Source organism: Chryseolinea soli (genome assembly GCF_003589925.1).
GTDB classification, from domain to species: domain Bacteria; phylum Bacteroidota; class Bacteroidia; order Cytophagales; family Cyclobacteriaceae; genus Chryseolinea; species Chryseolinea soli.
Genome location: NZ_CP032382.1, coordinates 3351545 through 3374969 on the forward strand (window position 1 = coordinate 3351545; position 23425 = coordinate 3374969).

Here is a 23425-nt window from a genome sequence, read left to right on the forward strand (position 1 = left end):
TTAGGGTCATGTCGAAATCAACGGCTTACTTTTACGACCACTTTCGCCTGCCGGCACACGGCGTCGCGACACAATTGATAGCGCAGCGAATCGGTACGCGAAGTGCCCGCCGGCAAATTGTCGGGCGTATACGTTATACCGTCCCACCCGATGCGTGCCTGCCCATACAACGGCGCCTTGGCGATACTCAGCGTGTAGCCATACGATGTGGTGTCGCAAAGGTTGTCGTTGGTAAAGACACGTAGCAATACCGTGTCGGCCTTTAACGTGTCGGGGTTGATCTGGAGGGTGTCGCCGAGCAACGTGAAGGTGCACAGGGGAGTTGGCTTGGAGGCGGCGATGTAAACATATCCGAAAACAAGATTTCTCAGGTCCCGCGACTGGATCTTGTAGAGGAGGGTGTCACCTTTCGTGTAAGATGCGCCAGCCGTGTAGATGATCTTGTTGTTTACGACGTCCGCACTCCCATGGCGCGGGCCGGTATTGTTGCCCTGCCAGAAAACACTCACCTGGTAGTCGAGCGTGTCGATGTTACAAAGATTGTCGTTGGCCAACACATCGATCGTAAGCGGATGGTCGCCATGGAAATTGTAAACATAGTCGTCGGTAGGATAGAGGCCGCAGGGCAGTTTGGTGGAATCGGGCTCGACCACGATCACCAGCGTGTCTTTGGCCAATATTTCGTGACTTTCGGAATAGACCGTGAATTCAAAGGCGTCGCGCGTGCTGGCGTTCCGGTTGTTGGGTGTATATCGCAGCAGCCCGAGGCCTAGCGAGGAAAGCTTGCCTTTGCTCGTGGGCTGTGTAACCGTCAGGGTCACAGGAAGATTCGTCCTGATCCGCTCGTTCAGGTCGATTACCGACGCACGGTTGTTGGATACATAGACTTCATTGCCATTCAATTCCGCGTCGGGTATGAGCACATCGGGGTCTTCTTTCAGGGTGTCGCATGCTGTAAAACAAAGCGCCAGGGCACCCATCAATAAAATACCGAAAAGAATTTCTGACTTCAGGAATATTTTAGTTGTTTTCATGTTTGTACGATTAGGCTTCCGCCGGGTAAGACCTCATGCGGGGAGATAACGTTGGACGAGCCGGGTAAATTTTTCAGAAAAATAATGAACCACAGAACCATAACCGCCGAGCTCCTCACGATAGGAGACGAAATTCTTTACGGACAAATCACCGACACCAACGCCCAATGGATGAGTGTCGAACTGGGCTTAGCCGGCATCAAAGTGGTCCGCAAGACCAGTGTGGGCGACGTTGAGAGCGAGATCCTCACCGCTCTGGCCGAAGCCGAACAACGCGTGGACATCGTGCTCATCACCGGCGGCCTGGGCCCGACCAACGACGACCTGACCAAACCCTGCCTGGCAAAATATTTTAACTGCGGTCTCAAAATGAACGAAGAGGCCCTGGCCGAGGTAACCGCATTCTTTGCCAGCCGCGGCCGCGAGCTCACGGCCGTGAACCGCCAGCAAGCCGCCTTGCCCGAATGCTGCGAGAAGGTCACAAACAAAATGGGCACGGCCCCGGGCATGTGGTTCCATCGAAACGGAAAAGTGTTTGTCTCCATGCCCGGTGTGCCCCACGAGATGAAACGCATGATGACCGACATCGTCATCCCCAAGCTCAAACAGACCTTCCCCACACCGGTCATCGTGCACAAAGTGATCCGCACCGTGGGCATTGGCGAATCCTTCCTGGCCGACAAGATCGCCGCGTGGGAAAATGCGCTTCCGCCCCATATCAAGCTGGCTTACCTGCCCGGCCTGGGTGAAGTGAAGCTCCGGCTCACGGCCATCGGTGACACCGAAGCAGAACTGAAAGCAGAGACCGAGGCCCTCAGCGACCAGTTGCAACCCCTTGTCGGCAGTTTCATCTACGCGCATGGCGAGGAATCCCTGGAGGTAACAGTCGGCAAATTGCTGCGCGAAGCCAAGCTCACCCTCTCCATTGCCGAGAGCTGCACCGGGGGATACCTCTCACACCTCATCACCAGCGTGCCGGGCTGCTCCGACTATTACCTGGGCACCATGATCCCCTATTCCTACGAAGTAAAAATGCGTCAGCTTGGGGTGAGACCTGAGGTGCTGGAAAAACACGGCGCCGTGAGCGAGCCTACCATCATCGAAATGGCCAACATCGTCCGCGCCAAATTCAACACCCACATCGGCGTAGCCACCAGCGGCATCGCCGGCCCCGGCGGAGCTACCCCCGAGAAACCCGTGGGCACGGTCTGGATTGCTTTCTCGGACAAGGACAAAACGGTCACAAGGAAACTACAGCTGTCACCCGACAGAGAAATCAATATTAAAATGGCATCGGTAGCGGTGTTAAATTTGATCCGGCAGAACGTGGAGAGATCAGGAGCTAAAGTACAGGAGCCAGAAGCCAGGAGCCAGGAGCCAGGAGTCAGAAGTTAGAATACAAGCGGACTTGTATTTTTGTATCCTGATTCTTGCGATTGACAAAACTTGCAGCTAACTAGACCCCTACAGGCGCCGCAAAATTTATCCCCCCAACCCGGCCCTAATATTTAGCTACTGACTACTGGCTACTGAATTCAGGCTCCCAGCTTCGGGCTCCTGATTTCAACTTTGCACAACTAATCCCGTAAGCAAGCAGTAAAGGAATAAATATGCGTTTGATCGGGGCCTTTCTTTTTTTGATGATAGCGGCCTATAATCTTCCCGCCCAAACCACGACCACGATTTATGGCCGCGTGATCGATAGCGTCAGTTCCCAGCCTGTGGCTTTTGTGAGCGTTACTTTGCAGGATGGGCGGCACGGCGCCAACACGGATATGGAGGGCAATTTTACGCTGCGCGTTCCGGCGGGGTATGAGGGGTGGGTTTATTTTTCGCACGTGAGCTATCAAAAGACGAAGCTGCCGTTGCGCGCTTTTCGGGGGAAGACCGTGGTGAAACTGAAGCCGGGGTCGACAGTGCTTTCGGAGTTCACGGTATTTTCGGGGGAGAACCCGGCCTTTAAGATCATCCGGCAGGCGATCGAGCATCGGAAAGAGAACGATCCGGAAAACTTGAGATCCTATAGCTACACGTCCTACTCCAAATTCTTCATTAGTCCATCCGAACCCAATCACAAGACCGACTCGATCATGCAAGCGCTCCGGCAACGGCCCGATAGCGTGAAGCTCACGAAGGATCAAAAGTCGTTGTTGCAATTCGATGCCCTGGCCGATTCGGCGAACCTGTTCCTCAGTGAATCAGTTTCTGAGAAGAAGGTCTTGCATCCCGGGCAGGTTAAAGAGCAATTGCTGGCCTACCGAATTTCGGGATACAGAAGTCCGATGTTTAGCAGCGCCGCCATGGACGGGCAGCCGTTTGCGTTCTACGACGAGAACATCAACTTGTTTGGGAAAGCCTTTATCAATCCCCTTCAGCCCGGCACTTTTCGACGTTATGATTTCAACCTGGTGGACACCACATTTTATCAGGCGGATACCGTATACGTGATTCAATTTGCGCCGCGCGACAAAAAACTGTTCAACGGTCTGGAGGGCATCATCTCCATCGCCGTGGATGGTTATGCGGTGAAGAATGTGGCGGCCACGGCGGCTGATCCGGTGGGATTGGTGGGCATTCGCATTCAACAAGATTATGAGAAGATAGACGGACATTGGTTCCCCGTACAACTCAACACCGACCTGGACTTTCACGATCTGGTGTTTGCCGGCCGGAGCATGAAAGCACAGCAGCTCAATTTTTTGAGAGATGTCCGGATCAATCCCGAATTAAACAAAAAAGAATTTGGCGACATCGTGATGGACCTTTCCGCCGTGCGCAAAGACCTGAACGCGTCCATCCTGGAAACCCATCGCATCCGCCCGTTGGAGCGCCGCGAGTTGAACACCTACACCTTTTTGGATTCGGCCATGCGCAAAGTGCGCTGGCTCGATGGGGCCTTTGAAGCGCTGGTCACCGGCACGGTTCCGGTGGGGTGGGTCGACGTAGACCTGAGCAAGGTCATGTCGTTCAATGCGTATGAGAGCGCCCGGTTTGGGATGGGGCTGTACACCAACGATCGCGTTTCCAAACTCGTGCGGGTGGGAGGCTATTATGGCTATGGCATCAGCGACCGGCAATCCAAATACGGCGGAGAGGTGAAGTTCACTTTTGACCGGAACCGCGACTTGTACCTGCGCCTGTCCTATGCGCATGACATCTACGAGACCGGCTCGCTCCATCAAAACAATGAAGGCCAATACCTCAGCAGCGAGTCGTTCCGGCGATGGACGGCGTCGCGCTATGACCGGATCGACAACTACAAAACCGAATTCGGCTATCGCGTGCTGCCCAGCATTCATGCGCGCCTTTCGCTGTCGCATCAGCAGATCCGTCCAACCTATCCTTACACGGTCGAGGTGAGCGGCGAACCGCAAGATGTTTTCGACATCACGGAGGCAGCGTTCAGCGTGCGCTATGTGCGCCGGGAGAACTACACCAGTCTGCGGGGCAAGAAAATATTTCTGACGCATAAGTTTCCCACCGCTACGTTTTCCATTACCAAGGCGATCCCGCTCTTCGATGCGAAAGACTTCCACTACACGATCTATGATCTCACGGTAAAGCATCAGACCAAATACAGTGGTTTTGGAAAAACCGTTATCGGCCTCACGGGCGGCATCGTCGACGGTGTGGCGCCCTATGGGAAACTGTTCAATGGCCGCGGTGCCAAGACTTCTTCGTTTTATGTGGAGAATTATTTCCAGACCATGGGCCTGTATGAATTTTCGGCATCCAAATATGCCGGGCTGTTCCTGCGGCATAACTTTGGCAATGTGCTGATGAACAAAAAATATTCGAAGCCCGAATTGCTGATCTTTCAAAACGCCGGCATCGGCGCGCTGGACCACAGCCAGCTTCATACGGGTGTGTTGATGCAAAGCATGGACAAGGGCTATCTGGAGTCCGGGGTAGGGATGGACAATATTATCCGCATTCCCTATTTCGGGTTGGGCTACTACAATTTCGGAGGCTCCGTCTTTTACCGCTACGGCCCGTATCGCTTCCTCCGGCAGCAGGATAATTTTGCTTACCGGATCAACTTCACCTTCACGTTTTGATGCCGGATCCTGAACAGACCGGCAAACTTCCGGTTGTCAGGTTTGCTGCTGAAAAATTCGCGTCAAACTGCCTAAGGTTTGTATGGAAATCCGGCAACCGATGGCTTTCTCTTTCTTCTACAAAGTCGTCGAAAGGCCAAATAAAAGTTTGAAAATCCGGGATCGAAAACGATCTCATAACAAGCCATATTTTTAAAAGCCAAAAGTGTTAACTTGCGGCGAAACCATTGAAAAGACTCATGGCGCAAGTAGAACTGATCATGCCTAAAATGGGCGAAAGCATTATGGAGGCCACCATTTTATCCTGGTTGAAAAAGCCTGGCGATAAAATTGAGCAGGACGAATCCGTGCTGGAAGTGGCCACCGACAAAGTGGACACCGAAGTGCCGTCGACCCACGCCGGCGTGCTGAAAGAGATCCTCGCCAAGCAAGGCGATGTGGTAAAGGTGGGCAGTCCCATCGCCATCATCGAATCCAATGTGGAGGCCGGCGCCACACCGAGCGCTCCAGCGGCGCCCGTTAAGGCGGCGTCTATGCCTGCCGTTGCAACACATGCCGCCGCGGTTCATACGAACGGCAATGGAAACGGCGCGCATGCCCCGGTCGACTTCAAAGGTAGCTCACGTTTTTATTCACCCCTGGTGAAGAACATCGCGAAAGAAGAAAGCATCACCGTGGCCGAGTTGGAGACCATCGCCGGTTCCGGCGCAGAAGGTCGCGTGACCAAGAAAGATGTATTGGACTATGTGCAGCATCGCAAGCTGGGAGCAACGGTGCAGGCCGTACAACATGCCGTGAACGTCGGTTCCAACGGCGGCGCACCCAAAGTGCCCGTGTCGGTGAGCGGCGCAGACGAGATCATCGAAATGGATCGCATGCGCAAAATGATCGCCGAACGCATGGTCGACTCCAAACGCACCGCCCCACACGTGACTTCCTTCGTGGAAGCCGATGTGACCGGCGTGGTGTTCTGGAGAAACAAAATGAAGAACGAGTTCCAGAAACGCGATGGCGACACGTTGACGTTTACGCCGATCTTTATCGAAGCCGTCGCCAACGCCATCAAGGACTATCCCATGATGAACATCCAGGTGGATGGCGACAAGATCATCAAGAAAAAAGACATCAACATCGGCATGGCCGTGGCGCTGCCGTCGGGCAACCTCATTGTGCCGGTCATTCGCAATGCCGATCAATATAACATCAGTGGCCTGGCCAAGATCGTTAACGACCTGGCCAAACGCGCCCGCGACAATAAGCTCAAACCCGACGAACTGGCGGGCGGCACCTTTACCATCTCCAACGTGGGATCGTTCGGCAACGTGATGGGCACCCCCATCATCATGCAGCCGCAGGTGGGCATTATCGCTTTGGGCGCCATTCAGAAGAAACCTTCGGTTCTCGAAACACCCTACGGTGACGTGATCGCGATCCGGCATAAGATGTTCCTTTCCCACTCCTATGACCACCGCGTGGTGGATGGAGCCCTGGGCGGAAGCTTTGTGCGGCGCGTAGCCGACTACCTCGAGAAGTTTGATGTGAACCGGACCGCTTAAGGAAAATTCAACCGTCTCGCCTTCGCTAAAGCTACAGCGGGCAAGTCGGCGAGCAAAGAAAGGGCGTGGAGACGTAGGGATGCAAATGAAATCTTTGCATTAACCTTACGTCTCCGCGCCTTTGCGCTTAAACGGCCTTTGATTTCTGGGAAATTGGATTTTACTTGAGTCCATGTCCAGTATTGTATCGTTCATCAGCCGCAAAGGAGGCACCGGAAAGACCACCAACGCCATTAACCTGGCCACCACCCTGCACCACATGGGCAAACGCATCCTGCTGGTGGAAACCGATACGAACTACACGCTGAACACCCTCCGGAAGATGGAGATGTTCAAAGCCAAAGACGGTGTGAAGGGGTTCGAACTGCTGGGTTCGGGTGATGCCCAGGTGGCGGACGAGCTTTCGCAGTTGAAAGCCAGCAAAAAGAACGACATTATCATTGTCGACAGCGCCGGTAAGACCACCGACGAAGGGATTAAGAAGCTTTGCCTGGTGAGCGACATCGTGGTGGTGCCGACCAGCCTGACCCAAAACGACCTGCTGGTGACCTACCAGACCGTGGCCGACCTGGCGCCGGCCCGCGAGTTGAACCCGCGCTTGAAGATCGCCATTTTGCCCAACCGCATCCACAGCGGAACCAACCTCTATACCGTGCGTGAACACCTGAAAAACCTGGACGCCATAATTCTGCCGGTGATCGTGCCTCAGAAAAATCTTTTCGTAAATTTCAGTACCCTGGAGGCCGAAAAGGCCTATCAGCCCATCGCCCAAGCCATTCTGAACACTCTCGCATGAGCAAGAAAAAGAACACGTTAAAAGACCTCGACGAATTTTTGAAACAACAGGCCGCCTCACTGGTGTCGCCTCCTTCCCTGCGCGAGAAAATCGAAGAGACTGCCCCGCCGGCCCCAGCGATCAAAGAGCAACCCAAAGTAGAAGCGCCGGCACCCCAGGCCAGCACCCCGGAAGAAGTGAGCACCGCCAGCATCCTGCAGGACCTGAAAACCCTGTCCGAAAAGGAAGGCGTCTTCTTCCGCCAGAAGCTGTATGATCTCATCATCCAGACGCTGGAAACGCAAAAGAAATCCCTCCCGGAAGATAAAATGCTTATCAACACCGCCCTCTACCTCAAGAGCGGGAGCCTTTGGAAAGAGGCCATTCGTGAATACTGGAAAAAACAGTAGCCGTGGCCAAGCGCAGCAACCCGAAGACCGGTGATCGCCTCATGGGTAATCCATTTATGTTGTTAAGTTTGCTGTCGTACAAAAAGAAAAAAATATCCTAAACAGTAACGATATGAAGTTTGGAACGAAAGCCGTGCACGCGGGCGTAGAGCCCGATCCGTCGACGGGTGCGATCATGACACCGATCTATCAAACCTCCACCTATGTGCAGGAGTCGCCGGCAAAACACAAAGGATATGCCTATGCGCGGGGTGCCAACCCTACGCGAAACGCACTTCAGAAAAGTATTGCCGCCCTGGAGAACGGCAAGTTTGCCATTTGCTTTTCATCGGGCATGGGCGCGACCGATGCCGTGATCAAACTGCTCAACCCCGGCGATGAAGTGATCACCACCAACGACCTCTACGGCGGATCTTACCGCATGTTCAAGCGCGTGTTTGAAAAATACGGCATCAAATTCCATTTCATCGACCTCACCAAAACGGCGAACATCCAACCGCTCGTAAACGACAAGACCAAACTATTTTGGCTGGAGACCCCCACCAACCCGTTGATGAACATCATCGACATCAAAGCCTGCGTGGACATTGCCAAGAAGAAAAACATTTTGGTGGCCGTAGACAACACGTTTGCTTCACCCTATCTTCAGAATCCCCTCGACCTTGGTGCCGACATCGTGATGCACTCCGTGACCAAATATCTCAGCGGCCACTCCGATGTGATTATGGGCGCGTTGGTGATGAACGACGAAAAACTTTACCAGGAACTGGCCTTTATTCAAAACTCGTGTGGCGCTGTGCCTGGCCCGCAAGATTCGTTTCTCGTATTGCGCGGCATCAAGACGTTGCACCTGCGCATGGAAAGACATTGCCTGAACGGCAAGCGCATCGCCGAATTCCTGAACGCCCATCCTAAAGTGGGAAAAGTATATTGGCCCGGATTTACGGACCATCCCAATCACGACATCGCGAAGAAACAAATGCGCGATTTTGGAGGCATGCTCTCGTTCACGCTAAAAGACGACAGCCAGGAGAAAGCCACGAAGCTGATGGAAAGCATGTCGCTGTTTTCGCTCGCCGAATCGTTGGGCGGAGTGGAGTCCCTGATCAATCACCCGGCTTCGATGACACACGCCAGCATTCCCAAGGAAGAACGCATCAAGAACGGTCTGCTCGATTCACTCATCCGCCTCAGCATCGGGGTGGAGGATGCCGAAGATCTGATCGAAGACCTGACGCAAGCCTTGGCGAAAGTTTAGGACGGCCGCAAACCCGATCATCATTCATCCGAAACGCAAAGCAGATGGCTGCAGGGCAGGGTGTTGGAAACGCATACCGATAAACTTCAAATACAGTGGACCAAAGAGATCTGAAACAACTTTTTAGTATCCCCGTCATCGTAGCAGCGCTGGGTTACTTTGTTGATATCTATGACTTGTTGCTGTTCAGCATCGTGCGGATCCCAAGCCTCACATCGATGGGTGTTGCCACGCCCGCCGATCTGCAAACGCAAGGCGAATACCTGATCTCTTTTCAAATGGCCGGACTGCTGACCGGCGGCATCATCTGGGGCATCATGGGCGATAAGCGCGGACGTCTTTCCGTATTGTTCGGTTCTATTTTGTTGTATTCACTGGCCAACATTGCCAACGGCTTTGCCACCAATGTGGAGCAATATCGATGGCTTCGTTTTATCGCAGGCATTGGTTTGGCGGGAGAGTTGGGTGCGGGTGTCACGTTGGTTTCCGAAACGTTGCCGACCCATTTGCGCGGATATGGCACGACGATCATCGCTTCGGTTGGATTGATGGGTGCTGTGGTAGGCAATTTTCTCTCGAAGGCCTTTGCCTGGCAAACTTCCTTTTTTATCGGGGGTGCCATGGGCTTGTTACTTTTAATCGCACGCGTGAGTGTGTTTGAATCCGGTATTTTTCTGAAGACAAAGACCATGCAGATCCAGCGCGGAAACTTTTGGCAACTGTTCACCAACCGCAGCCGCTTTCTGAAATACATGGGATGTATTTTTATCGGACTACCCATCTGGTTTGCCATTGGCATTTTGATCACCTTCTCGCCGGAGTTTGCGCGTACGCTGGGAATAGAAGGTACCATATCGGCGGGTGATGCCGTGATGTATAGCTACATCGGCTTGGCCGTGGGCGACATGGCCAGCGGCTCTATCAGTCAGTGGGTCGGATCGCGAAAAAAGATCGTGATGGTTTTCATTCTCCTGACCCTGGCGTTCTTTTGCTTGTATTTGTTCATGCCCGTGCATACCACAACCTTCTTTTACTTCACATGCTTTTTACTCGGGGTGGGGATCGGCTACTGGGCATTGTTTGTGACCATTGCCGCCGAGCAGTTTGGCACCAATTTGCGCTCGACGGTGGCCACAACGGTACCCAATTTTATTCGAGGCACCGTGATTCCGCTGGCCATGATTTTTAATTATTTGAGAGGCCAGGTAGGCCCTATTCATGGCGCGCTGATAATTGGTGTGACAACAATTATTATCGCTTTTATTGCCCTGGGAGCAATTGACGAGACCTTTGGACGCGATATGAATTTTGAGGAGATAGACTAGAGTGGTTTTAGCGCCAAATTGGTTCTTGTGAAAGATTAACTTTATTGCAATCTTTCCATGTAAAAAGATTCACGCGTGTTGAAGAAGCCCCTCATTCTCTCCCTATTCCTTCTTTTTTGGTCGACCTGCACAATTGCCCAGAACCTGCATTTAATAGACAGCCTATCCCGACAACTGCATTCCGCGGAAGGCAAAACCCGTTTCGAGCTTTTAAACGATGTGGCCTGGGAATACCGGTTTTCTTATCCAGACAGCACCGTATTTTACGCCCGCCAGTCCTATGAACTCGGGCAGCGTCTTAAGCTTCCTTCCGGCCTGGCCGAGCCCCTCAACTTTATCGGCGTAGCGCTCAACTACAAGGGCGACCGGATCGGCGCGTTCGACAACTATGGGAAGGCCCTGAAGGTTGCCATGGACCAAAACGACTCCATTCAAACGGCCTATTCCAACAACAACCTGGGTAGGCTTTTCTTTGAGCAGGGCCTGCTGGCACGCTCTTACGATTATTTCATCCGCGCCCTTTCCATCTTCGAAGACCTGAACGACTCCAGCGGCCTGGCCTACACCTACCAGAGCCTGGCCAACCTCTACAAATCCCAGCACGATTATCCGAAAGCGGAAAGCAATTATCTCAAAGCAAACAAGATCAGGCTTGCCCTGGGCAATACACGCGACATCATGTCGGGCTATTCGCAAACGGCCCGGTTCTATCAAGACAACAACCAACACGACAAGGCCCTCCGCTACCTGCACCTGGCCGACTCTGCGGGGCGTGTGATAAACGATGAGATCAACCTGGCCGAGGTGCACATTTCGCTGTCGGAAAGTTTTCTCAACCGGGGCGAGCTCAACGAAGCCGAGAGCATTTGCGCCGAGGCGCTCAAGGTGATCGCGGCAAAGCGCAACATGCGCATGCTGCCCCAGGCCTACATCTCGATGGGCCAGATCAAGCTGGAGCAACGCGATCTCATCGCGGCAAAGAAATTTTTCAACCTGGGCCTCGACATCGCCAAGTCCACCAACGACATCGCCTCGAAGATGGAGGCGCACTATTACCTTTGGAAAATATCTGAAAAAGAAAAAAACAAGCTCTCGGTGTTGACCAACCTCAACGCCTACTTGTTGCTGAAAGATTCCATCAAAGACCTGGACCTCGCGCGCCAGGTGGAGCGGCTGCAATTCGAGATCGAGATTGAGCGCAAGGAAAGGGAAAACGAGTTGCTGAAGGTGGACCAGGTGAAGACGGAAGCCATCATCAAGCAACAACGCATGTCCAACATCATTCTGGGCATCATCATCGTGGCCGTGAGTTTGCTGGGCTTTGTGCAATGGCGCAGCAGCAAGAAGCGTCGCGAGATCAACGAGAAGCTGGCGCAACAAAATCAGTTCATCCAAAACCAGCGTGAAGAGATCGTGGATCAAAACGAAAAACTCTCCCGCCGCAACCAGCAGCTGTCGGACCTCAATCACGAAAAGGATACGCTCATGAGCATTGTGGCACACGACCTCAAGTCGCCGCTCAACCGCATCAAAGGCATTACCGACCTCATGGAGATGGAGGGCCACCTCAACAAAGACCAGCAGGACTTTGTGCGCATGACAAAAGACGCCACACAAGCGGGATTGGACCTGATCAAGGATTTGCTCGATGTGCACATGCTGGAAGAAAGCGTGATCCTCAACCTCTCAATATTCGACATCAGCGCCTTCTTGCTGGAGAAGACCAACAACATACTGCCCGCCGCCGAAGCCAAAAGCATTCACCTGCACATCGCGAAGATCGAAAGCGTTGAAGTGCAGATGGACGCCGACTACCTGAGCCGCATTGTAGACAACCTGCTGACCAACGCCGTCAAGTTTTCAAAGCGGCAGACTTCCGTGTCGGTATCGGCAGGAAAGTCCAATGGTGAACTTTGGATCTCCATCAGCGACCAGGGGCAGGGCTTTTCCGAAAAAGACAAGCTGCAACTCTTCCAGAAATTCAAAAAGCTGAGCGCCCGTCCCACCGACGGCGAGTCGTCCAACGGGCTTGGGCTGGCCATTGTAAAGACCCTGGTCGACCGTTTGAAAGGCAGCATTGCCCTGGAATCGGAACAGGGAAAAGGAAGCACGTTCACGATCCGGTTCCCGCTCCACAACAATTGATTTAGTGATTTGGGATGGACCCTTTTGTGGGATTCCCGACGGATTGCGGTTTGCACCCGCTCAAAAAAAGCATTTTCCTCCATTAAACCTCCATCCAAGATCTCTGTCTAAAGGGCCAAATCAAACACATTGGAAGATGAAAAAGGTGATGGCTCTTTTTGCTTTTGTAGCAGTTGTCGGTTTGTATCACGCCCAAGCCCAGGTGGCTACGCCCGGGGTCGATCAGCGGGAGGCTTTGCAGCGGGAACGCATCCGCAGCGGCGCCGCCAGTGGTGAACTCACCCGCCGGGAGACGGCCCAAGCGCGCCACGATCAACGCAACATCCGCCGCACCGAACGCCGGGCAAAAGCGGATGGCGAAGTGACGCGCCGCGAACGGGCGCAGATTGAGCATAAACAAAATCGCGCCAGCCGCCAGTTGCGACGCAACAAACACGACGCACAGGTGCGTCCGGGTGCATGATCTTATTTTCCGCCGGCGCGTGCAATGAAGTCATTCAAGATGCTTTTCAAGCGCCGGCGCGAAACATCCTGTTCGTATTTGGCTTCGCGGTAGGATTTGGTGAGCGTTTCCAGCTCGGGTGATGATTTCGCGTAGAGCATCCGTTGCATAAACTCATCGGCATACCAATATGAATTTTCCGGAAGATTTTTCAGGGAGCGAAACATGTATTGATAGACGTCGTCGCTCTCTTTGCCAACATACACCAGGTCGATGAGACCGAGGTTATTGTATTCGGTTTCTGTACTGGCGAGCAAGGCGGTGCGGAGGCGTTCTTTTTGCTCGGGGCTGAGGAGGAAACGGAAAAATTCAAAGGGGCTTCGGGCATAGTAAGACATGAAGTCGCTTTCGGGCGAAAGCTCGTAAACACCTTCCCAGCGCGTGGCCTCATTTTCGGCGCATCGCACCAGCCATTCCACGGTTTCCATATATTTATCAAGCCCGTCGGGATGGGTCATGATGCGCTGCATTTCCTGGATGCGCTTTTTGTAGACCTCGATTTGTGGAAGCTCCAGCGTTTTGGCGCCATAGGAAGGCGTGTGGGTGTAGTATTCGCCGCTTTCATTTTTCTTCAGAAACAAAAGCACCTCCGTGCCAACCTTAAATTGGTCGGGCGCGGGGCGAACCATAAAGGGTTCGAACGATAACTCAATGATGGATTCCTGTATTTCCCCTTGCAACATTTCCCGCACCAGGATGCGCGCGATCGAATAGTCGACGGAATAGCCTTTCTGAAAATATTCCTGGAGCGAGAGTCTTCCGGTGGCCGAATCGGGTTGCTGCTCATTGGTGTTTTCCAGGATGTCGCGGATGTCCATGACGTATCCCACCAGGATATAGTCACTTTCGATCACCAACGTGCGCAGGGGTGCCGGGCTGATAGGGTAAGAGAACGCGGATAAGCCAACCAGAACAAAGCATGCGATCAAAAGACGTTTCATAAGAAAACAGTTAAGGTGATCGTAAAAATGCCATTCACGCGAAAACAACGCCAAAAATCATTCCATCCCTGTAGTCAATCCCGGAGGAGGGGAAAAGTCACGGTAGCGGTAGGGAATTTAGGAGATATCTCTATCCGGAGCAACCGGAACTCGATAAAAGGGTAGGGCTGGGGTGGAGCAAATGCCCGGGCTCCATCCCATTTCCGGCCAAAATCTGTCCAGCACCTGCCCTGGACACCGGTGTTTCCGGGGCCAGGCAAGGCTGAAATTTTGGCGTCGATTTATTTTTTGCCGATCACGTAATAGAAAATCGGTCCCAGCACGGGCAGAAATACGACGGCAATGATCCACAATATTTTCTTTTCGTTGTCTTTATTGCTTCGCAGGATGTCGAGGATCACAACAACATCGAGGATGAGAATGAGGAGAGATATCAGGCGTGCCATAGGTAAGGTTTAGTTTGATTCCAGGATTTTGAAAAGTTCGTCGAGATTGGGGGTGATGATGATCTCCGTGCGGCGGTTTTTCTGTTTGTTTTGCGGTGTGTCGTTGGCGGCCAGCGGCATGTATTCGCCGCGGCCCGACGGTGTCACCTGTTGGGCGCTCACACCCGCTTTGGTCAGGATCTTGGTGATGGCCGTGGCGCGCATCACGCTGAGGTCCCAGTTGTCGTTCATGTACTGCGATTTTTTGGAAATGGGCACATTGTCGGTGTGACCTTCCACCAGGATGTTGATGTCTTTTTGATCTTTGATGGCCTTGGCCAATTGTTGCAGTGCCGTAACCCCTTTGCTGTCGACTTCAATGCTTCCGGAGCCAAAGAGAAGTTGTTCGGCCAGGGATACATATACTTTGCCATTCTTCACCTTGACGGTGATGTCGCCTTCCTTGAAGTTGAGCAACGCGCCGGTGATCTTGTTCTTCAGATCTTGCACGGCTTTGTCTTTAGCGGCCAACACCTGTTCCAGTTCTTTTACTTTTTTCTCGCGTTCGGCAAGTCCTACACTCAGCGAGTCGTTGAGCTTGCGGGTTTGTTCGAGGTTTTGCTGGATGGCCAGCAGTTGTTCTTGTTGTTGGGTGAGGTCGCGGTTCAGCTTGCCGCTGCTCGTCATCAGGTTTTTATAGGTGGTGTTCAGCTGATGGTGTTCTTTCTCCAAAGCCCCCAGCCGTTGTGAAGTGTTTCGTTGGTCGATACCCAGGTTGGTGGTGTCTTCCTTCAGCCGCGCAAGTTTGTCGTTGAGATCTTTGATGTCGGCATTGGCTTTGTCGAGCGCCGTGGCGCGATCGGAGAGGTCGGCATCGGTTTGTATTTTTTGTGCCAACAACGCATCGTATTTCTTTTTGGAAACGATGCACGATGAAAACAGGGAGCACAACAAGAGACCGAATAGAATTTTGTTCAGGAACATACGGATCGCAGAGATTATAGTTATAGGTGGTTTAAGTTCATTCGTACGCTGGACGGAGTCTTTCCTACGCGAGGCGGAGCAAAAATTATAGAGTCTTCACAACCTTTTACAAGCGTCCCGTGTCTCGCCCCGTGCATGAAATTATTTTCAATTTTTTTGCAACCCTTTCCTTTGGCATCGCCGTATAAGCCCCTATTGATTTTTTCGATATGCATATCCGGAAAGTGCAACAACACGAAAGTAAAAACAAAACTCACAAATCGTAAATTTTTTATGACCCTTACCCAAAAGACTCTCTCCATTTTTTCTTTCTCACTGCTGGTGGGCCTCTCGGCCTGCAACAAAGACGACGATCAGGTCAGTCAGCCCTCGAAGGAGGATGCGAAAACGAAGATCTCGCAATTCAACACCGATGCAAAGACCGATCTGCAAGACCTGTCCAGCGCCCAAGGTTTCAAGGCCGTGAAAGATTTCTTCGACCTCACGTCTTCCGACGATCCCTTCGGTCGCGCAGCAGAACAGAACTCCAAACATTTCTTCCGCGATAAAGGCAAAGCGTTCCGTTCTGTGTTCGCCACAGCGAAGGCAGCGACCGGCCGCACACAAGGCGATGAACCTTTTGACTTCGAGGCCAACACCGGCGTATATGCCTGGAACTCGGAGAATGAAGAATTTCAGAGAACCGCCGACGCCAGCACCATCCGCATTCAATTCCCCACCGAAGGCTCAGCCACCAACGACGCCGAGCTTAAACTATCGGCTTATACTGAAGTGGAGGTTTACGACGAAGAAAATCAGCAATATTTTTACCAACCCGAGGAACTGAAAGCCGAGCTGTTTGTCAGCAACGAAAAACTAGCAGCGCTCAACCTCGCGATGACCTGGGATGACTACGGCTTTCCTTTAACGGCCGACATCAGCGCCCTGGCAAAACCTTTCACCATCACTGTTGGGTTCGATGTTGCCGGCAGCACCACGTCCACCCTGGCCATCGCATTGTCGGGCGATCAAACGACACTGGTGAGCACACAAGTGACGGCCACCTACAAAGACAACACCAAGTCGGAAGAAAGTTTGAAAAAGATCGATGGCTTTGTGCAGGTGAGAAACCTCAAGCTGGAAGGCACCATCGACGTGGAGGCCGCTAACCAATCGCAAGTGAATTGGAACAATATCGTGAAGCTCGTGCTGAAGGCCAACAATGAAAAGATAGGCGATATTGTGATCGTAGATGAAAACGAAAAACCGGTAGCCTACCTGCAGTACGCAGACGGCTCAAAAGAAAAACTCGAAACGGTTCTGAAGCCCGTGTTGGATGAGGTGGATGCACTGCGTGGCGACCTGGAGGTCAACGGCTGATCGGCATGTGTTCAAGTTTAGGAGGCTGTCTCACAAGGACAGCCTTTTTTGTGTCGATGAAATTTTGCGAGACGTTTAAAAACGCTGTCACCCTTACATGACACGCTGGATTTTAAGATGATGGCCGGATCAACTTCCGGAGAAATGTCTCTCCAGCCGTCCATATATACTGGCGAAAAGGAAGTGTGTAAAATCATTATCTTTAAGGAAGCACCTGGCCGTATCTATGACAAAGAAAATAATCATTCCTTATTTTCCCGTAGGACTTAAGCTCTTTTCACCGGTCTTGTTTTTTGCCGGTTTATACGTGCTTGCGATCGGACATCCGCTGTGGGGCGTAGTGCTGATCTTGCTAACAGCCATTATTCTCACCACGCGTTACGTCACAGCGATCGATCTGGAAAAGAAAGTGTATGATGACTATCTGTCCATGCTCGGCATTCCTTTTAGCAAGGAAACCAAAAAGTTCAACGCCTTGGATCGCATCGTGATCACCAAAGCCAACTTTGCCCAACACGTGCAAAGCCGGATCCAATCCCACGACATGAACTGGTCGGACTACACGGCCACGCTGGTCTTCGACGACGGTGGGACGCTTGATCTGGTGACGCGAAACGACAAGAAAGAACTGTTGCTCGGCGTAAAGGACTTTGCCGGCTTTTTAAAAGTTGGTGTTGAAGATCATTCCACAAGTCATCATTACTGGGTAGACTTTTCCCAGGTCACAAAAGACTAAACAAATCTCCATCCCCTATAGCATGAAAAAAAGTTTGATTATCCTGCTCCTTGCTTCCGCGACTTTCGGCGCCGTTGCGCAGCGCTTTGGCAAAACGTTGAAGAACACACCGGGCATTGTTTCCTACACCTATCGCAACAGCTTTCAGAAAGACGTAGCCCTCACGCTCGACACGATCAAGGCGTTGGGCATTACCGACATTGAATTTTCGAACCTGTTTGGCAAAACGGCCGCAGAGCTCCGCGCCCTGCTCGACGCCCGGGGCTTGCACTGCTCTTCGTTTGGTGTGAGCTACGACGACCTGAACAACAAAACCCGCGAGGTGGGCAACAACGCCAAAACATTGGGAGCTTCGTTTGTGCGGGTGGCGTGGATCCCACACGAAGGAAAAACGGTGGATGCCGTCTTAATCAAAAAAGCAGCCGACGATTTTAATGCGGCCGGCAAAATCCTGAAGGAAGAATTCAACCTCAGTTTCTGCTATCACAACCACGGCTATGAATTTGTGTCCTATGAAAAAGGTACGTTGTTCGACTACCTGGTGGCGAACACCAACCCGGCCTACGTGAACTTTGAATTGGATATCCTCTGGGCCTTTCACCCCGGTCAGGACCCGGCGCAGCTGTTGAAGAAATATGGCAAGCGGCTCAAGCTCATGCATGTGAAAGACTTGCGCAAAGGCGTGAAAGGCGATTTTACGGGCGGCACCTCGCAGGAGAACGACGTCGCCCTCGGCACCGGTCAGATCAACATTGCCGAGGTGATCAAGGCAGCGCAGCAATCGGCCATCGAGCACTATTACATTGAAGATGAAAGCAGCGCTGTGAAGACGCAAGTTCCCCAAAGCCTGAAATACCTGAAGTCCCTCTAATCATCCATCCCAGACCAACACATATCCGCTATGAGAAAACTGTCTTTCCTCGTTCTTTATCTTTTTATACAAAGCGTCACCCCGCTGCTGGCACAACCCACCGAGCGACTCATCAAAATATGGGTAGCCCCGAACCACAGTGACTGGACGTACAAAAATGGCGAGCCCGTGAAGTTCGATGTCACCGTCTTGGAGAACAGCAACGCCGTGAAGGACGTAAAGATTTATTACGAGATCGGCCCCGAAAAAATGACGCCCCTTAAAAAGGATTCCATCGTGCTAAAAGAGGGCAAGATCACGCTCGACGGTGGAACGATGAAAAGTGCCGGTTTTCTACGCTGTGTGGTTACCGCAAAGATCGATGGCGTCACCTACCGGAACCTCGCCACCGCGGGTTTTGAACCCTTGACGCTTAAGCCTACCGTTGAAATGCCCGCTGACTTCATACAGTTTTGGGACAAAGCCAAGGCCGAGCTTGCCGAAGTGCCCGTCGACGCCCGCATGACGCTGATGCCCGAACGATGCACCGAAACCGTAAACGTGTATCATGTCAACTTACAAAACTTTGCAAAGGGCACGCGCCTCTATGGGATCCTTTGTATTCCAAAGAAGGCGGGAAAATATCCGGCCTTGCTAAAAGTGCCCGGCGCGGGCGTGAGGGCTTATAACGGTGATGTGGCCATGGCGGAAAAAGGAATCATTACCTTCGAGATCGGCATTCACGGTATTCCTGTGAACATGGATCCCAACGTCTACACGGTGCTGGGCGCTGGGGCATTAAAAGGATATCAAAATTACAACCTCGACGACCGCGATCGCTTTTATTATAAGCGTGTATACCTGGGTTGTGTGCGGGCGAACGACTTCCTGGTGGGCCTGCAGCAATTCGATGGCGTTAACCTGGGGGTGACCGGAGGAAGCCAGGGGGGAGCCTTGTCGGTGATCACGGCGGCACTCGACCCTCGCGTGCAATGCCTGGGAGCATTTTATCCGGCACTGAGCGACGTGACCGGCTACTTGAAAGGACGCGCCGGTGGATGGCCACATTATTTTGATCCGTCGAACATCGCGTTCAATAACACAAAAGAAAAGATCGCTACCTGTGGGTACTACGACGTCGTGAATTTTGCCAAGCAACTGAAGAAGCCGGCATGGTTCAGTTGGGGCTTCAACGACGAGACTTGCCCACCCACGTCGATGTACGCCGCTTACAATTCCATCACAGCACCGAAATCGTTGCTGCTGGTTTTGGAGACGGGGCATTGGACCTATCCCGAGCAATACGATAAATTGAATCAGTGGCTCATCGCGAAGCTGACCGGACACTAGGTTTTAAAACCTGGGGGTGATGCGTTATCTTTAGCGTAATGACCCTCAGCTGTGTATTTCCCCCCGTACTCGTGGCGGGTGCGACAACCGTTGCCCTGTCGTCATTAAAACGCCCGGTCGAGGGCGTGATGCTTAGCGGAGATGTCGCGCACGAAGTTGTGTTAAACGCTTCCAAAGTATGAAAAAGAAGCTCATCATTTTGGCGGCGTCATTGGTGCTGTTCGGTGTGCTCTTCCTGCTGGGATTCCGTTACTACAAGCTGATGAGCTTTAAAGACTCGCTTGCCGACCTGGTGGAGACCAAAACCCACGGCCAGTACAAGCTCGTTATCGGCAACGCCAAAATGAACCTGCGCGAACTCCAATTCGAAATGAAGGACGTGTCGCTCGTAAAAACCGAAAAGGCCGGCCCGAACGGTGTCGAGTCTGTGACAATACCCTCGATGGAAGCGGAAGCCGGCTCGCTGCGATCGCTATTCAATACAGGACAGATGGTGATCGAACGACTGACCATCCAAGAGCCCGTCCTAAAAATGGCTGCGAAAAACAGCGCGCAGCATGATGTGAACATCGCGCATAGCCTCGTGAAGATCTTTCCGGCGATTGAAGCCGTGCTGGATAAATTTCTCATCAAATCATTTACGTTGCAGCGCGGTGCGCTGCAAATTGAAAAGAAAGGGGAGAGCCTCATCAGTCTCCGGCTCATCGATTTCATCATCCGCGATTGGAACATGCGTCAGCTCACCGACAGCAGCCGGGTGAGACTCAACCTCCAGGGGCAACGGCTGTTGCTCAGCAAAACCTCCATTGCCTTTTCGGAAATAGCGTTCAAGTATCCCGAACATTTCCTGGAGTTTAAGGATCTTACGTTGGAGTCGGAAGACACGATCAGCCGGTCGCACATGAAGATCGAGGGAACGTCGGTGTTGATCCAGGGATTGGACTACAACGAATTGTATAACCACCAGCGCTATAAGCTGAAAAAGATCCGCATCGAAAAGCCGGTCATCTCCGGAACACTGCGGGTGGGAGGCACCCACCACAAGGTGAAACATCCCTTGAAGGAGATCCTGCAGCAAACCTTTGGTGAAGCCCTTCTCGACAGCGCGATCATCAACGATGCCAACATCGAAGTGAGCGTGTACCATGGCAAAGACTCCATCCACACCCGGCTGCCCCACGTCGATGTAGGCCTAAGTAACTTTGAGGTGCGTCCCGACACGTCGGCGTTGCTGGTGGATGGCTTGCGCATCGATCTCAACGAAACTTCCGTGCGGCTCAACAACAACGTGACATTGCATTGCGATGATCTTACCTTTCTGCGAGGGCACTACCTGGCCATCACCAACGCGAGCTTCATCGATGTGGCGGCGAAAAAATCCTTCATCCAATGCCAGCACATCGAGCTAAGCCAATTTGGGTTGATCGACTTTGTTTTTTATCGCAAGCTCCACCTGGAATCGGCCCTGATCGAAAATGCGGACGTGAACATCACACCGCACTACCTGGACCTGTTTCCTAAAATGTCTTCCGACGTGAAAGACACTACCCAGGTAAAAAAGAAACTGGACAAGTACATCGGTGGCCTTCGCCTGCGCAACGCCAACATCCGGTTCAACGACGGTACGCGCTCCATGATCATACAGCGGGCCGACCTGGAGGTGAAGTCGTTCAGCACCACGTCGGTAAAAACGCTGATCTCCCGGCTTTCCCGTTTCAGCGCCGGAAGTATCACGTTCGACAGTCCGAAGGACAGCACGCATATCAAAGTGGGTGAGCTGTCGCTTTCAAAAAATCAATTTTCGTTGGGTCGTGTAGAGATGCAAATGAAGAAACTGGCGGTTTCCGGAAAATCCATCAGCATTCACGACTATGTGTTGGCAGAAGACACGTTGGGCAGTGCGGTGCTGGAGAAGATCTACATCGAGTCGCTTTCGCTTAAGGGTGTGTTGCCCGTAGGTAAACAGCATGCGAAAACAAAAAAGAAAAACGCATTTGCCCTATTGATGAAGGACTTCCAGATCGGCAAGCTGGAAGCCGACGTTCACCTGAAAGAGAAGCACATCGCATTTAACGCCAACGCACTGACGGGGCGCAGCATCCACTTTCGCGGGGGCAAAGTGAATTATCAACACATGGTAGGGAACATCGATCATTTCCGGTTTCAGCAACCGGAGACGGAGGTGAGCGTGGAGTCACTGGAGCTTAACTTTTTTAAAGAAACCCACCTGAAGAACGCCCGGGTACACGTGCAGCACCACGATGTCAGCGTACCGTCGGCGACCATGGGCCGGGTGGACTTCGAAAGCAAGGCAACACACGTGTCCTATCTTCACGTCGACAACATCAACGTGCAACAGGACGGCGTGCTGCGCTTCGCGACCGACAGCCTGACGGTTAAGGGCATCACGTTGCGGCCAGGCAAAGATCCGCATATAAAATCACTGGCGGCCCATCGCCCCATCATCCATCTTCCGAAGCCCGTCGTGTCAGCATCGAAAAAAGAAAAGACGTCAAAGAAACTTCCCACAGATATGGTGGAAGAATTTGCACTCTATGATGGCGAGCTCACCTTACCCAAAGGACAGGTGCTGCACTTCACAAAAATAGACGGCGATCTCAAAGCCCCGCATCAAACCCTCCGGCTCGACCAGGCGACCTATGGCACCGAAAAAATGGCCTTGCAATTGAACGGGTTGAACGTGCAGGAGGGCAAGCTCACCATAAAGCGATTCACCATCACACCGCAAGCGTCGTTTGTGAAGAACCTCGCCGTCGAGACCAGCGTACTGGCCGGTGAACTAAACGATATTTCCCTCGTCGACTTCAACCTCGACAGCCTGATGGAACACCACACCCTCGTGGCCAGTGCCGTGAACGTCGACAAATTCTCCTTGCACATTTCCAAAGACAAACGCCTGCCCGACGCGCCACCAAAAGAAAAACCATTCCTGCTCCACGAGATGATCTTGCCGGTGCTTCATACCAAAAAATTGAACGTGCGGGATGGCTTTATTCATTATCGCGAAACGTCCGATATCACGGGAAGAGAAGGAGAAATTTCATTGCACAAGATCAACATTGAAGCGAACAGCGTGGACGCTCGCAAATACCTGGCGGATGGATTGGTGGTGAACGCGACCACGCGCCTCTATGACCAGGGAGAGGTTCACCTGAACTATAAATTTCTTTCCCCGGAACGATTTGCCCTGACCATCGATGTCCTGCCATTTGATCTGACCGTCCTCAACAAGCTGATCGTCCCTGTAAAGGCCATGGAGATAAAGTCAGGCGACCTGGAGGCACTTCATATCGATGTGACGGCCGACCGCGAAAGGGCTTTGGGCAGTGCCACCATGAGCTACCAAAACCTGCACCTCGAATTGTTTTCCAAGACCGACCCCGAAAAGAAAAATCTGGGCAGTACCCTGCTCACGTTGCTGGCCGACGGCATTGTGCTGAAGCATAACAGACACCAGGCAACGGCCACGATCGACCAGACCCGCATCCCCACAAAATCGGTCTTCAACTATTGGATCCGCATTGCCACACACGGTGCCATGAACGTGGTGCGGCACGGAAAGCCGGCGAAAAAGGTCAAAGTCGTGTGACGTTTTCCCCCAATATTTTCCAGTGCCGGGTACCCGACTAACGAAACATTTGGTTTACTTTGTGACCGAGCAAACTCTGGGCTTACCGGTTAGCGCATCTTTTGAAT

General features: G+C 52.5%; 18 protein-coding genes. 14 read left to right on the forward strand and 4 right to left on the reverse strand.

Translation table 11 applies throughout. From position 1 onward, the window contains the following. Nucleotides 1-17 precede the first annotated feature (17 nt). Nucleotides 18-1034, reverse strand: coding sequence for a hypothetical protein (locus tag D4L85_RS14450; RefSeq protein ID WP_160143734.1), 1017 nt, complete (start codon nt 1032-1034; stop codon nt 18-20). An 84-nt stretch (nt 1035-1118) separates the two neighbouring features. Here D4L85_RS14450 and D4L85_RS14455 point away from each other — a divergent pair, with 84 nt between their 5' ends. From D4L85_RS14455 to D4L85_RS14500, 9 genes are all read left to right on the forward strand, one after another. Then, the gene (locus tag D4L85_RS14455) at nt 1119-2429 is read left to right on the forward strand and encodes a competence/damage-inducible protein A (RefSeq protein WP_119754961.1); all 1311 of its coding nucleotides are present in this window, start codon (nt 1119-1121) and stop codon (nt 2427-2429) included. A gap of 215 nt (nt 2430-2644) precedes the next feature. Continuing rightward, nucleotides 2645-5092: a DUF5686 family protein gene (locus D4L85_RS14460; RefSeq protein ID WP_119754962.1), complete on the forward strand. Its 2448-nt coding sequence runs from the start codon at nt 2645-2647 to the stop codon at nt 5090-5092. 239 nt (nt 5093-5331) lie between these two features. Further along, nucleotides 5332-6648, forward strand: a complete 1317-nt coding sequence (locus tag D4L85_RS14470) for a dihydrolipoamide acetyltransferase family protein (protein ID WP_119758800.1) — start codon at nt 5332-5334, stop codon at nt 6646-6648. A 172-nt stretch (nt 6649-6820) separates the two neighbouring features. Then, nucleotides 6821-7444, forward strand: a complete 624-nt coding sequence (locus D4L85_RS14475) for a ParA family protein (protein ID WP_073137602.1) — start codon at nt 6821-6823, stop codon at nt 7442-7444. Beyond that, complete coding sequence (locus D4L85_RS14480) at nt 7441-7833, forward strand: hypothetical protein (RefSeq protein ID WP_119754964.1); 393 nt, start codon at nt 7441-7443, stop codon at nt 7831-7833. Before D4L85_RS14475 ends, D4L85_RS14480 begins: the two co-directional genes overlap by 4 nt. Nucleotides 7834-7945: 112 nt before the next feature. Beyond that, the gene (locus D4L85_RS14485) at nt 7946-9091 is read left to right on the forward strand and encodes a cystathionine gamma-synthase (RefSeq protein WP_119754965.1); all 1146 of its coding nucleotides are present in this window, start codon (nt 7946-7948) and stop codon (nt 9089-9091) included. A 95-nt stretch (nt 9092-9186) separates the two neighbouring features. After that, a complete protein-coding gene (locus D4L85_RS14490) occupies nt 9187-10416 on the forward strand; it encodes an MFS transporter (RefSeq protein ID WP_119754966.1) in 1230 nt (409 codons plus the stop codon). 75 nt (nt 10417-10491) lie between these two features. Beyond that, the gene (locus D4L85_RS14495) at nt 10492-12561 is read left to right on the forward strand and encodes a tetratricopeptide repeat-containing sensor histidine kinase (RefSeq protein ID WP_119754967.1); all 2070 of its coding nucleotides are present in this window, start codon (nt 10492-10494) and stop codon (nt 12559-12561) included. Nucleotides 12562-12697: 136 nt separating this feature from the next. After that, on the forward strand, nt 12698-13024 hold the full coding sequence (locus tag D4L85_RS14500; RefSeq protein ID WP_228450899.1) for a hypothetical protein: 327 nt from the start codon (nt 12698-12700) through the stop codon (nt 13022-13024). Nucleotides 13025-13026: 2 nt separating this feature from the next. Here D4L85_RS14500 and D4L85_RS14505 read toward each other — a convergent pair whose 3' ends face one another. The 3 genes from D4L85_RS14505 to D4L85_RS14515 all read right to left on the reverse strand — a co-directional run bounded on the left by D4L85_RS14505 (nt 13027) and on the right by D4L85_RS14515 (nt 15413). Further along, on the reverse strand, nt 13027-14004 hold the full coding sequence (locus D4L85_RS14505; RefSeq protein ID WP_119754968.1) for a hypothetical protein: 978 nt from the start codon (nt 14002-14004) through the stop codon (nt 13027-13029). Nucleotides 14005-14285: 281 nt separating this feature from the next. After that, nucleotides 14286-14450, reverse strand: a complete 165-nt coding sequence (locus D4L85_RS14510) for a PLD nuclease N-terminal domain-containing protein (protein ID WP_119754969.1) — start codon at nt 14448-14450, stop codon at nt 14286-14288. A 9-nt stretch (nt 14451-14459) separates the two neighbouring features. After that, a complete protein-coding gene (locus D4L85_RS14515) occupies nt 14460-15413 on the reverse strand; it encodes an OmpA family protein (protein ID WP_119754970.1) in 954 nt (317 codons plus the stop codon). Between the two features lie 273 nt (nt 15414-15686). Here D4L85_RS14515 and D4L85_RS14520 point away from each other — a divergent pair, with 273 nt between their 5' ends. From D4L85_RS14520 to D4L85_RS14540, 5 genes are all read left to right on the forward strand, one after another. Beyond that, the gene (locus D4L85_RS14520; protein WP_160143735.1) at nt 15687-16772 is read left to right on the forward strand and encodes a hypothetical protein; all 1086 of its coding nucleotides are present in this window, start codon (nt 15687-15689) and stop codon (nt 16770-16772) included. 226 nt (nt 16773-16998) lie between these two features. Then, nucleotides 16999-17508: a hypothetical protein gene (locus tag D4L85_RS14525; RefSeq protein ID WP_119754972.1), complete on the forward strand. Its 510-nt coding sequence runs from the start codon at nt 16999-17001 to the stop codon at nt 17506-17508. Between the two features lie 22 nt (nt 17509-17530). Next, nucleotides 17531-18379 carry a sugar phosphate isomerase/epimerase family protein gene (locus tag D4L85_RS14530; RefSeq protein ID WP_119754973.1) on the forward strand — a complete coding sequence of 283 codons (849 nt, stop codon included), beginning with the start codon at nt 17531-17533 and terminating at the stop codon, nt 18377-18379. A gap of 30 nt (nt 18380-18409) precedes the next feature. Beyond that, a complete protein-coding gene (locus tag D4L85_RS14535) occupies nt 18410-19708 on the forward strand; it encodes an acetylxylan esterase (protein WP_119754974.1) in 1299 nt (432 codons plus the stop codon). 178 nt (nt 19709-19886) lie between these two features. Further along, nucleotides 19887-23318 carry an AsmA family protein gene (locus D4L85_RS14540; RefSeq protein WP_119754975.1) on the forward strand — a complete coding sequence of 1144 codons (3432 nt, stop codon included), beginning with the start codon at nt 19887-19889 and terminating at the stop codon, nt 23316-23318. Nucleotides 23319-23425 lie beyond the last annotated feature (107 nt).